8 protein-coding genes and 3 pseudogenes are annotated in these 12256 nt (G+C 60.4%); 9 read left to right on the top strand and 2 right to left on the bottom strand.

The features are described from left to right. The 3 genes and pseudogenes from P0D89_RS47375 to P0D89_RS47365 all read left to right on the top strand — a co-directional run. The coding region (locus P0D89_RS47375; protein ID WP_408369179.1) for a GntR family transcriptional regulator at nt 1–385 on the top strand (385 nt) is incomplete at its 5' end. 128 nt (nt 386–513) lie between these two features. Next, complete coding sequence (locus P0D89_RS47370; protein WP_408369177.1) at nt 514–1116, top strand: phosphatase PAP2 family protein; 603 nt, start codon at nt 514–516, stop codon at nt 1114–1116. 17 nt (nt 1117–1133) lie between these two features. Next, nucleotides 1134–1214, top strand: a pseudogene (locus P0D89_RS47365) (HAD-IB family hydrolase); the annotation flags it as partial. A gap of 839 nt (nt 1215–2053) precedes the next feature. Here the strand turns inward: P0D89_RS47365 and P0D89_RS47360 are convergent. After that, nucleotides 2054–2558 (bottom strand): annotated as a pseudogene (locus tag P0D89_RS47360) (IS6 family transposase). Nucleotides 2559–3768: 1210 nt separating this feature from the next. Here P0D89_RS47360 and P0D89_RS47355 point away from each other — a divergent pair. Together P0D89_RS47355 and P0D89_RS47350 are read left to right on the top strand one after the other, a co-directional pair. Then, on the top strand, nt 3769–5235 hold the full coding sequence (locus P0D89_RS47355) for a hypothetical protein (protein WP_408369175.1): 1467 nt from the start codon (nt 3769–3771) through the stop codon (nt 5233–5235). 403 nt (nt 5236–5638) lie between these two features. Further along, entirely contained in the window at nt 5639–6052 is a 414-nt protein-coding gene (locus P0D89_RS47350; protein WP_408369173.1) for a hypothetical protein, read from the top strand. 188 nt (nt 6053–6240) lie between these two features. Here P0D89_RS47350 and P0D89_RS47345 read toward each other — a convergent pair whose 3' ends face one another. After that, on the bottom strand, nt 6241–7092 hold the full coding sequence (locus tag P0D89_RS47345; RefSeq protein WP_408369171.1) for a LysR family transcriptional regulator: 852 nt from the start codon (nt 7090–7092) through the stop codon (nt 6241–6243). A 101-nt stretch (nt 7093–7193) separates the two neighbouring features. On the opposite strand from P0D89_RS47345, the pseudogene P0D89_RS47340 reads away from it, so the two are divergent. From P0D89_RS47340 to nudC, 4 genes and pseudogenes are all read left to right on the top strand, one after another. Next, nucleotides 7194–8194, top strand: a pseudogene (locus P0D89_RS47340) (zinc-dependent alcohol dehydrogenase family protein). Between the two features lie 404 nt (nt 8195–8598). Continuing rightward, complete coding sequence (locus tag P0D89_RS47335; RefSeq protein WP_408369169.1) at nt 8599–8955, top strand: SpoIIAA family protein; 357 nt, start codon at nt 8599–8601, stop codon at nt 8953–8955. Between the two features lie 969 nt (nt 8956–9924). Further along, nucleotides 9925–10728: a transglutaminase-like domain-containing protein gene (locus P0D89_RS47330; protein ID WP_408369167.1), complete on the top strand. Its 804-nt coding sequence runs from the start codon at nt 9925–9927 to the stop codon at nt 10726–10728. A 264-nt stretch (nt 10729–10992) separates the two neighbouring features. Continuing rightward, complete coding sequence (gene nudC / locus P0D89_RS47325) at nt 10993–11937, top strand: NAD(+) diphosphatase (RefSeq protein ID WP_408378937.1); 945 nt, start codon at nt 10993–10995, stop codon at nt 11935–11937. The last annotated feature ends 319 nt before the right edge of the window (nt 11938–12256 follow it).

The raw sequence follows: 12256 nt of genomic DNA, 5'->3' as shown, positions 1-12256 counted from the left end.
CCGAAGTAGCCAGTCACGGCGGGTCGCTGTCCCTACGGACGGCCGCCCGCCGACCAGCATGGCGATCGTCGAGAAAATCCGTTATGTCCGCGGGCATGAAACGATAGTGAGTCGTTATTCCTGGAAGACCAGCATGAACAAATCCATTTTTCAGCTCGCCCCATGGGCCGGCCCCGCGTACCTGGCTTTGGCCGATGCCATCGAACTGGCCATCCGGGCGGGTTCGGTTCAAGCCGGGGGCAGACTTCCACCACAACGAATGCTTGCTGATTTCCTGGAGCTACATGTAAATACGGTCAACCGGACCTTCCGCGAAACGAGGCAACGGGGGCTCACGAGCGGCAACAGACGCCATGGAACTGTGGTACTAACCTCATTCCTATAAACGGCTTTGTCACGATACCATCGGCTCATTGCCTGCCCGCGCCACGGCCAGAGCACGCGTATGCCGCGCACACGGGGCACAGACCGGCGCGGACAGATTTCCGGATATGGTCAGCATTCCTTACTGCGATGAACACACTCGAAGCATTCAACCAGGCGCTTTTTCTTCTGATCAACGGCACGCCGGCGACACCGGTGTGGCTAGTCGGCATCGCGGTGCTGATCGCCGATTACGTGATCTATCTGATTCCATTCCTGCTGGCAGCTATGTGGCTGTGGGGTAACGAAGCGCAGCGGAGTCTGGCCATCAGGGCGTGCCTCGTCGCAATGCTCGGCGTCGGCGCGAATCAACTGATCGGCCTCGTGTGGCAGCATCCGCGCCCGTTCATGATCGGTCTCGGCCATGCTTTTCTGCCGCACACGCCAGACTCTTCGTTTCCGAGCGACCATGCAACCGTGTTTGCCGGCGTCGCGCTGACATTGCTGCTGGGAGGCGCGCACTGGATCGGTGGATTCACGCTGCTGGGCGGCGTCTCGGTCGCCTGGGCACGGGTCTTTCTCGGTGTTCACTTCCCGCTGGACATGTTCGGCGCTGCCGCGGTGGCCTGCGTGGCGTACGTGCTGATCGCGCCGCTCTGGCATCTCGCCGACAGCGCCGTGACGCGATGGGCGATCGTGGTGTATCGCAAACTCCTCGCGCGGCCGATCAATCTCGGCTGGATGCGGCGCTGATGGTCGCTGACCGACCAATGCAGCGCGACCAGATCGTTGCCGCCTTCGATTTTGACGGGACTATCACTACCTCGGACAGTCTGCGTGACTTTGTGCGCTACACGTGTTGGTGTTCACAAACGCCGCTAGCCGTTGTTGTTGTTGATGTTGATGTTGATGTTGATGTTCGTTAATTCTGCTGGCCGTGTTCATTAAGTTTGCTAGCGAAGGAATGGCCGTAGGCCATGCCCGATAAGGCGGCGGGTGGGTCGCGGTTCCGCCTTCCGTTGCGTTTCAGCAACGGGCGCGCAGCAGGATGTCCGTTAAATTTTGCTAGCGCGTTCAGCGTGTCTTCTAATTCGGCTAATGTGGCTGCCGAGCAGCGCGATAGGTACGTGGGCCAGAAGCGGCAGCAAGCCTAATTGCCGAAGGTCACTTTTTCGATCCTCGGACGGTACCCATCTCAGTACGCTGATCAAAAACGCCATAGGGTATGGCACTTTAGGTGTTACTTCGGCGGCCTTCAACATTCCTTGTGTGGATGTCGGTAAGCACGATGTCGTGCTGCGCTTAGTCAGTCGTTCCGGGCAGTGAGTTCGTGTTCCGGTGGAAAAGCCGCGCTAGCAGAATTAACGATCTCCAACACATGTCGACGTGTGTCCAGACAATCCCCTTGGACATGTCAACAGCGAAAATAACCATCGCAGAAGTCCTGGCCCCGATCCAGTTGGGGAACGCCTAAAAAAATTGGTCCAACCGCTCCTGTAGCTCTCTGTGAATCTCGGTAGCGGAAGTTTGCGGCGCGATGACGCCATCTGAACGCATGGCCGTTATCGTTCGTCCGATATGGATGCCTGCCAATCTCCGTTGATCATTGTCGCTGTCACAGCTCACGCGCCCTCGGAACTGACTCTGAGAGGCGTCGATGAATGACCGCATACAAATGATCGGCGGCGGTTCAGGTAACGCCACTGTCCTTCATCTGGCCTTTCCTGATCATATGCATCGTCTCAATCCCTGAAAGGATAGTGCGGGCACACCGGAAATCCGTGAAGCCCATCATGGGCCTGCTTCGGCGTTTGATCGTCCGATGGTCCTGCTCGACGATGTTGTGCAAATACTTGACCTGCTGGACCCTGATAGGCGTTTCCCGCCCAGCGTTGATGGCCTGGAGGGCGGCCAGATTGGCCCCGCTTTTATCCATGGTCACGGTCTCAGGCGCGCCGTTGCGATCGATGGTCTTCTCGAAGTAGCGGCGCGCGGCAGCCTTGTCGCGATGCGCCCGCAACAGGAAATCGACCGTGTTACCGGCCTTGTCCGCCTTTCGCAGGCACAAACGCCACTGCGCGATACAAGTACTTCCACTGGCCGCGTACCTTGACGTGTTCGGCCATCATCTCCTCCAGGTGGCGCATGCTCAGCGGGTAAGCCACATACCACCGCACGCAAAGGATCAGCTTCACTTCGGGAAAATGTCCGCCTGGATTTTACTCCTGCACCCTTAGCGCGACACAACCAACCACAGCCCGCCCCGCGAAGCATCCTACTTTGGTCGGGATCGCCGTGGGGACAATATGCGATCCAACATACCCAGCTCCCGTTCGATCGGTGTGGGAGGAACGTAAGCACGATTGTGATCCCTGAGCCCGCTCAACATTTTCCACGAGGACGGCAGGCCCGTTACGGAATCTTCATACCGCGCCGACCCCATAGCCAAAGTTATCGCAGACTCGACGTACTACGTCGAGAGTCGCTCAAAAAAGGCATCGCGCTCGGCGCGCGGCAGGACAGCCGACGATTTCAGCGCTTGCTCAGATATGCGCACCTGCGCTGCAAAAAACGCGCCGTCTTCAAAACCAACGTCAGGGCGCGCCGCCCTAACAACCCATGTCGAGCGTCCGCTCTACCGGTGGGCCAAAAATGAATCGCGCGGCAAGCAGGTCCGGATCTCACGGCGCGCGCAAAGCCGCCATTGGAAGCAATCGGCCTTCCGGCCGAGGGCGACGTGGCGCGATCAAACTATGGCGACGCCGTTACGCCTGCAACTTGACGCAACTTTGCTGCTGCGACGACGAACGGCGACTTCTTCAGCTTTCCTTAAGGTCGTGCGCGAATACAGCCGGATGTTGTGGCAAGTACGCGGAGCGCGTCATACGCGCTTGCTTCATAAACTTGCTCTGTCATGAAACCCACCCATGCGTAGCTGAACAATCCGGATGCGATCACGACGCGGTCTTATCGCCAACTTGTGAATCTCCGGTCGCCCGTCGCGACGCAATCCGCGCGACGCATGGTTCCCATACAGGTCGCGGCGACGAACTCCGAGCGGCAGCGGGCACTGTTACTGCTGGTTGCCGACCTCGAAAAGCTTTCCACGAGCGCACAATGGACTCCGACAGCCATGACTGCCGCTGCATTCTCTACCCGCGCCCGGAATATCTCATCCTCCAACTCGTTTACTCGACACGTGTCTCACGGCATCCGAATTGCCGATTTCACCCAGCTACGTCGCATCGCGGGTTGGCCACCGCGAGGCAGCGTCATGCTCTGTGACAGGCGACCCGCTGCCCGACCATTGACACCCCGCGACTCAACTTTCAATGGAGGTTAAGCCACACATCATTACCTAACTGCAGATCTGTCCGTCGAAGCGGGTCAACCTCAGGAGGAGTCATGAAATCGCTATTCGAGCCCCGCAGCTTCAGACCACTGGTTTCTCGTGCTGCCAGCCTGTCCGCTGCCGCCTTCATCGCCGCGTTGGCCGCAGGCCAGGCATGCGCGGAACAGCCGCCGCCACCTTGCCATCCGAATCCGAACGCTGCCGCTGACGGCGCGCTGGTGCGTCAGCGCGGCGACATCGCGCACCTGCCGGATTCGCTGCAGGATCTCCTCGAAAGGATGGCCGAGCGGCCCCATTCCTATCTGCCCATTCAGGCCTTTGCCGAGGCCGACAAACCGAGCCAGCTGTTCCAGTATTACCTGCTGTCCACAACAGGATTTGAACCCAATCCGTTCACGGCACGATTCCCGGGCATCAACGACCAGGCGATGCTGACGGCAACTGGCGCCGACTGCGGCTTGCCAACCATCGGTGCGGTGCGCCTGGTGGTCGAACCGAAGCCTGGGCTGCCCACTGATCCCAACAATGTTCGCGCCTTCATCGATGTATTTACCGACCTGTCAGATCTGTTTGTGATTAACAACGAAAGCGGCTGGTACGAGGGCTGGATGATCCACGATTTACACGTGCCGGATGTCGCACGACCCCGACCCGACGGGCACGCGCAGTTCGGCACAATGACAGCTGCGGACGCGGCCGCCTTGCAGGCGATGGGCAAACACAACAACCTGCCGGGCCGGCTATTCACAATGGATGGCAGGGAACCGCATTTGCCCGACGCTTCCGACCACTTCCCCGACCGCCAGACCAATATCGTGCCGATCCAGCTAAGCATGGGGGCGCTTAACTGCATGCAGCAGTCTGATTGTCACGGCTACTGGGAATTCAACTACACGACCAACTGGATCCATCCACTCTACGAGTTGCCTTTTACCGGCGGTATCCCCAGTACCTTTGAAGCCGGCAAAGTTGGCGCGCTCTCGTCACTGATTCCCGGCTCTGGACCGGCAGGCGTGAAGAACAGTCCGATCGACTATGGTGACGATCCGAACAATGCGGCTCCGCTGGGTGGTGCAGGTCCGCGCGACCCCGACCGATTCGACGCGGAGGCCGATAACCAGCGGGAATACCGCCAGCGCTTCATCCCGAGCGGGCTGGCCCACGAAATCTACCTGGACACCTATGTGCGAGTGGCATCGTTCGAGCAGGGCACGCCACTCCCGCAGCGCTTGTACGACGCCTATGTGGCCGAAGTCAAACGGGTCGATACCAATGGCGACGGCGTAATATCGGCACGCGAGGGAGACGTGGATACTGCCAGCGATGGGTTCCCGGACAATTCCCGTCTGTTCTTACCGGCGACTTCGTTCCGTCGCTTTGCCGTGACGCGCGAAATCAATGACGGCTTCCTGGCACCGCGGTTCGCGCCCAGCCAGCGGGCTTGGGTACTTACTGGTGCCGCCATAACCGTAAGCCCGCCTCGGCCGGCGTCTGCGGGTCGCGATGGCGACGACCGTTGAAGGCAACTCGTCGACCTGACGGGATGTCTCCTGAGTTGCGAGGGGCATTCGAACCGTACTGTGCGCTCTCCAGGTAGACGATCAGGCCGCCCAAAAGGCGGCCCTATCGTTGCTGCCTTCCGTTGATGCTCATCATTCAACGGAAAATGGCGAAGACAAGACAGTCATCGTGACCAATGGCGAGAACAGGCACACACGGGTCTGGCGTGTTTGCGTACCATCTTCCGATCGACAGCTTCAAGTACGGCGTCGATGACGCTGTCATCGACAAAGCCGTAACCGTGTTTTAGAGCGGCCGTCTTCGCTTTTCCGACCAACTGGCCGATCACATCCGCACTCGCTCCGGTCAGCATGAGCGCGCGATCGAGTTGGCGCCGTTTGCGTCTCATAGTCGCGCGCTCGCGTGACTGGCAATGTCGGTTTTCCGGCCCGGGCCTCCTCCTGGTCCGCTCCAGAGTCACTCTCCAGCGGCCGTCAGATCGTGGCCGCGAGCGCTGACGAAACAGGCGTGCGCTGCGCGTTCTTTAGCAATCACGGCTCAATTCTCGATTTCTCCGCCACGTGGGCGGAATTGGAACAGGCCAAAACTTGGTGGCACTTCGCCGGCCGCTGGAATTTCTGGGTGATGGACAACAAACGCGACCTGGACATCATCCTGAGTAAGTGCGATGCCCAGCTGCAGTCGGTCGGAGGCGAAAGGATCAACCGCCGTAACGACGACCAGTTCGTCGCTTTCCTCGATCGTGCCGAGACACGCGCGCGTTCACTCGTAGGTATCACCCTCGACGCGCGAGCATTCGAAGTCGCAATGGCCTGAGCGGATAGGATACGGATGCCCCGTCCGCAACATCCTTGAAAGGCTGAAGGCGACCCTCTCCTGTCATTCGCCGCGTCACGTTGCAATGGCCGGTTTGCCGCTCCGAGCGGTCATCACCCTTTGCCGCGCGACATCAATTGCTCGTGAACGAGTCTTTGAAGCGCTTCGCGCCCAAACGGCGCTTTCCGTCAGGTCGCGAGGCGCTCGATGACCATGTCGAGCAGCGTCCGCAAGCGCGACAGCCGACGCAGGTCGCGATGATACCCAACATAGGTATCCCGCCCTGGCGGCGCCTCGTCAATATCGATTGGCACAATGCCCGGGATGCGGTCGCCCAGTGGCCTGGGCAATACGGCGAGTCCGCTGCCCTGGCGGCAAAACTCCGCTTGAACCAGGCGGCTGTTGCTGCGCATCACAACCTGGGCTTCGGGAAGGACTCGGCTTAGCCATAGCGCGTCGGGCATCTCGGCGAACGCTGTGTCCATTGTGATCAGTCGCATCCCTGCACCGCCGCCTGTCAAGGAGATCGCGGCTCCGGCCGGCGCATAGAGCGCGTAGGAGATATGTACCAGCCGCCGTGAGATGACCTCTGGCTCTTCGAATGCCTTGATCCGGAACGCTACGTCAGCTTCACGTCGCGGCAGACTATACAAGCGCGCATCGCTGAGCAGTTCAACGCAGACCTTCGGATGGCGCTCGGTGAACTCTGCCAGAACCGGTGCCAGCATGTAGGTGCCGAACCAGTCTGAAGACGAGAGCCGCAGCATGCCTTCGAGCTGCACATCGGAGCCGGCAAGGCGGCGTTGAAAAGCGAGTACCTCCTCTTCCATCCGCTCGGCGTGTTGAAGAACCGCGTTGCCCTCGTCCGTCAGGACGAAACCATCGGCGGTTCGCTGGAACAGCACGTGACCCACAGCTGTCTCCAGTACTCGCAGCCGCCTTCCCATGGTCGGCTGGGACTGGCGCAGGCTGCGTGCGGCTGCGCCAAGCGTCCCCGTGCGGGCGATAGCGAGAAAAATCCTGAGGTCACTCCAGTCCATTCGGCACCCCTACAAAACTGCATGGAAGTTGTTAAATCATGTTTATATCCATGCACAGCAGAATGCGCAACAATCACTAGCAACTTCCTGGAGAGAGCATCATGAGCAAGACAATGAAAGCCGCAATCCTAGAGACGTATGGCACGCCGTTCCGAATCACCGACTTGCCAATGCCGACACCCGGACCCGGCGAGGTGCTGGTGCGCATTGCGGCTAGCAGCGTCAATCCACTCGATACGAAGATCCATGCCGGCGCGGCGGAGCACGCACGCCATCCGCTGTCGGCCATTCTCGGCATTGACCTTGCCGGCACCGTCGAAGCGGTGGGCTCCGCAGTGACCGAATTCCGGCCCGGCGACGAGGTCTACAGCATGGCCGGGGGCGTCGGCGGACTACAGGGCACGCTCGCGGAATATGCTGGGTCGACGCGGATCTTCTGGCGCTGAAACCGGAGAACCTTTCGATGCAGGAGGCGGCCGCGCTGCCCTCCGTGGTCATCACCGCGTGGCAAGGCGTGGTTGACCGCATGGCCGTTCGTGCGGGCGAAACCGTTCTGATCCAGGGCGGGGCCGGTGGCGTCGGCCATGTCGCTCTCCAACTCGCACGCGCCTTCGGCGCAGAGGTTTTCGCGACCGGATCTGCGCATAGCCGCGCTGTCATCGAGCGCCTGGGCGCAACCTTCATTGAACGGACCGAAGCAGTTGCGGACTATGTGCTGCGGCTGACCGGAGGGCGCGGTTTCGACCGCGTCTATGACACCGTCGGTGGTGCCGCCCTCGATGCATCCTTCGAGGCCGTCCGACGATTCGGCCATGTGGTCAGCTGCCTGGGTTGGGGAACCCATGCGCTGGCGCCGCTTTCCTTCAAGGAGGCAACCTATTCTGGCGTATTCATCTTGCCGCCACTACTGTCCGGCGACGGACGCAAGCATCATCGCGAGATCCTCGATCAGGCGAGGCGATTGGTTGAATGTGGACAACTTGTACCCGTGCTGGACGGGCGGCGCTTCACGCTGAACAACATGTGCGATGCCTACCGCACTATCCGGGTAGGCGCAGCAAGAGGCAAGCTGGTGGTCGACATCGCCGCTTCAAACGACTAACTCGCCGCACTGGTGCGGTGCGTTACCGCGCCAGTGCGCGCTGCGCTGGGGCGCTGTAGTCGTGTGTCTTCTGGCGAGCATCGAGGCCTTTGTGAAACTCGAATATTGACGCCCGCTTCATATCAGATTGGAGACATTCGCTATCGAACGCGGGCAGTCCGTTCCTGGCCGCGAGGCGCCGCACGTCCCTGCTCTTACTCCAACCGAACGGCTGGCCATGCAGCGACACGTGTCGCACGGGCGGGAAGATGGTAACGGAGCGAGGCCGTCAGCGTACTCTAAACGGCGTTAAACCTGGCTAACCGAGCCGTGTGAAAAGGGGTATCGTGAAAAAATTATCGAACGCCAGGCTCACCCGCGCCGCGCCTGAGCGTGTAACGTCTTCCTAGTCAGGCGGTCTTGCCATGATCCTATATCACACCGAGCCCGATTCCCCTCTCATCGAAATTTCCGTCGAAGGCAAAATCACCGACCACGATCTGCGCGAAGCCATTGAGCGCATGCGTGGTGATCTCGAACTGAACGGCAAGACCCGCGTGCTCGAACGCATCGAGCATTTCACCGGCATCGAGCCGAAGGCGCTGTGGACCGATCTGACGCTCGGCGTTTCCGTGGCCCGCAAGGTCACGCGCGCCGCCGTGGTGGCCGATGCGGGCTGGATCCGTGCCTCGATACATCTGGCGCGGTTCTTTACGAAGGCCGAAGTCAAGGCGTTCCACGTCAACGAACTGGAGCAGGCGCGCGTCTGGATCAACACCTGAGCGCCGCCTGGCGAATTTCGTAGCAGTCCGGCTGCACGTCGGAGCGCGATTGACCTGCGCAATCAAGATGCCATTGGCATTCGCGCTCTTGCTTGCACTGGCGGCTAAGGGGGCGTTAGCGCCTGTTCGATTTTTCTGAGACCGGTCATTCAAAATTGGCCAAATAGGCTCGAATGATCGGACTGGCCGACAAGCAACGCTTCAATATTGCGAATTGAATGGCCGGTTCCCGAGTGGAGCCGACGCCTGAATGTCTGAGCGAAGTTGCTCGCGGATGACGCTTCATGACCGGGTTCAGTCTCATTGTCGTTTCATGGGCGACGCCGTCGGAGCGGGTATGTCCCGTGCTGCTCTCCTATGCACGGAGAAGCGCCCAAAGCGCTACCCGAACTGCGGATGATGATGACGCGGATAGCGGCGGTAATAGGCTCTCTACTCCTGGCCGCTGGCACCTGTGCTTCAGAGCAAACCAGCCCCAGCAGTGCGAAGGCCGCGGCAGAAGGCGCGCAGAAAACGCGATCGGGGCGGGTGGACAGAGCATGGGGCGTGCCGGAGAGGCCGCCAGCACCCAGCCCGCGAGCGGGACGTTAATGCAGCAGCGTGAGAACGGCATGTCGCCGCACGGCGCGTCGGGTTCGAACGGCTACCGGAAGATTGAAGCAGTGAGATCGGAGCGGACGAAAAGCCCACGCGCAAAGCGCGCCTGTGTAACCAATTCGTCCGAACCAGGTTGTGTTTTTTGAATTGCGTGACGAAGAGCGCTGGGTTGTCTGGTTTTGAAAGAACGCACCTTCGCTGTCGGTGCGCCAGTGTCGTTCTTGGTCGTCGCAGACAAGGCACACGCAGATAGTTCTTTTTGTTGGAGCGTGAAGCCCTGCATCGTAGGATCATTCTTTTCGCTGCCTCGGGCGGCGTCGCTCCGAATGCAGCCCAGCGCTCTCCACGAATAAGCCGAATCTCGGAGGATCCATGAAGCTTCGCGTCGGATACGAACTGTCGTACGAGTGCTCGCAGCCCACGCCAATGATACTGATGCTGAACACGCACTTTTCCCATGCAAAGGATATTGTCGTGGCGGATCTGCTGGTTACAGATCCGCCAGTGCCGATCAGCCAGTATCGCGATTTATTCGGCAACCTGTGCAGCCGGATCGTCGCGCCTGTCGGGCGTCTGGGATTGCGCACGACAGCGCTGCTCAATGTGTCAAGTGAAATGGAAACGCGGCCCGGTGACGGCCGGGGTCATCCAGTGGAGCAGTTACCCGACGATACGCTGACTTTCCTGCTCGGCAGCCGCTATTGCGAAACCGATCTGCTGGTCGATACCGCGTGGCAGACTTTCGGCCAGTGCACGCCGGGACGCCAGACTGTGCTGGCAATCTGCGACTTCGTGCACCGACACATCGGATTCGACTACGGGCATGCGCGGCCGACCAAAACCGCGTGGGATGTGTATCACGAACGCAAAGGCGTCTGCCGTGATTTCGCGCATCTGGGCGTGACGCTATGCCGCGCGATGAATATACCGGCGCGCTACTGCACCGGCTATATCAGCGATGTGGGCTTGCCACCCGTAACAGCGCCGATGGATTTCGCGGGGTGGTTCGAAGCCTATGTGGGTGGTGGCTGGGAGACCTTCGATCCGCGAAACAACGCGCCGCGCATGGGGCGCGTTTTAATGGCGTACGGTCGCGACGCCGCCGATGTCGCAATCAGCAATGCATTCGGGCCCGCCGTGCTGACGCACTTCGCGGTGCACTGCGGCCTGGAGTGACCGAGCTACACATCGCCAAGATGAGCCTATGCGTGGGTTCGGCGCTGGCCAACCGGCTTGCAGCAAAGATCTTGCTCATCGTGAAACCACGGGCTGCTTTCGGCGTCCACCGGCCGCTCGAATGACCACATGAGGAAGTCCGCCACTGACGGCTTATGGCCGGCTGGCGTCCTTCGTGTCGACGCCGACTGAACCCCGGCGAGCGACCGGACTGAACCCCGTGCCATACTTGCGGAACCTCTCGCTCATATGTCAACGACCGTGATGACCGCCCTTTCCGCGTCCATTGGCTTTAACTTCAACCCGCTCGACCGCCGCTCCGACAAACGGGACGACCACGCCTTCTTCGAGCATCTACGCAGCGACCCGGCCGCGCGCTTTCTCGTCTTCGACGGCGACGTCCCCTTGCTCAAACGAGGCAGCGAGTATGACCCGTGGTTCGTCGCCAGCGAGACCGCTGCCTTCGGCCAGCCGCTTCATAGCGTCTTCCTCGGGGAAGACACCGACGGCAGCGTACGCTTCGCGCTCGGCTTCGCGCTCAACCTTGCGCCAGAGGACCCATCGCCAGGCACCGGCTATGACCGCATCGACCTTCGCTCGCTCGCGCTGCAAGACCTCGTCGCTGCGGGAGCGCTCGGAATACTGGCCGAGGCGAAGTCGATGCTCGACTGGCATCGGCGCCACTCCTTCTGCGCAAACTGCGGCTCCGCAAGCCGCGTCACGACGGCCGGCTGGCAACGCATCTGCGATGTTTGCGGCGCACGCCATTTCCCGCGGGTGGATCCAGTCGTGATCATGCTGGTGATAGACGGCGAACGGTGTCTGCTCGGACGCCAGCACCATTTCGCCCCTGGAATGTACTCGGCGCTTGCTGGTTTCGTTGAACCGGGCGAGACCGCGGAAGACGCCGTGCGTCGCGAAGTGATGGAGGAGGCTCGCGTGAAGTGTGCACAGGTTGTCTACTTCGCGTCGCAGCCGTGGCCGTTTCCTTCATCGCTGATGATCGGCTGCTTTGCGCACGCGAGCGATACCGACATCGTCGTCGATACCGACGAACTAGAAGACGCCCGCTGGTTCTCACGCCAGGAGGTTGCGGCGATGCTCGCGGGAACGCATGCGGACGGGCTGTCGACGCCCAAGCCGTTCGCCATTGCCCATCATTTGCTTCAGGCGTACGTCGAGAAGGGTGGCTCGGTATTGCTCGGCTGAGCGTCCCGCAAAAGGAGCGCTTGCAATTGCACGGAATCGCCTGGGGACCGATTCTCGCCGCCCCCTAAGCTTATCCCGTCGGCCCGATTCGAATGGCGCGCGACGGTCCAGGCTGTGTGGAAACGCCGAAATAATCTCAATACACGCAGCTCGGGCATCAACCAGAGCGTTTGGCAATTCGTGTATGGCTCAGTTCGCCGATGGTGAACCGCTGGAGGGCTCTAACGCTCTCTAAATGGCTATTGTTTGCTTGCCTATAAGGCCAACAAATGTTCACGCGCCCGCCAGTCGCATCGCCTTCATTGTTTTCTTGAACCCC

This window comes from Paraburkholderia sp. RL18-085-BIA-A (genome assembly GCF_046027075.1).
GTDB lineage: Bacteria > Pseudomonadota > Gammaproteobacteria > Burkholderiales > Burkholderiaceae > Paraburkholderia.
This window is presented reverse-complemented; position numbering and strand designations above follow the sequence as displayed.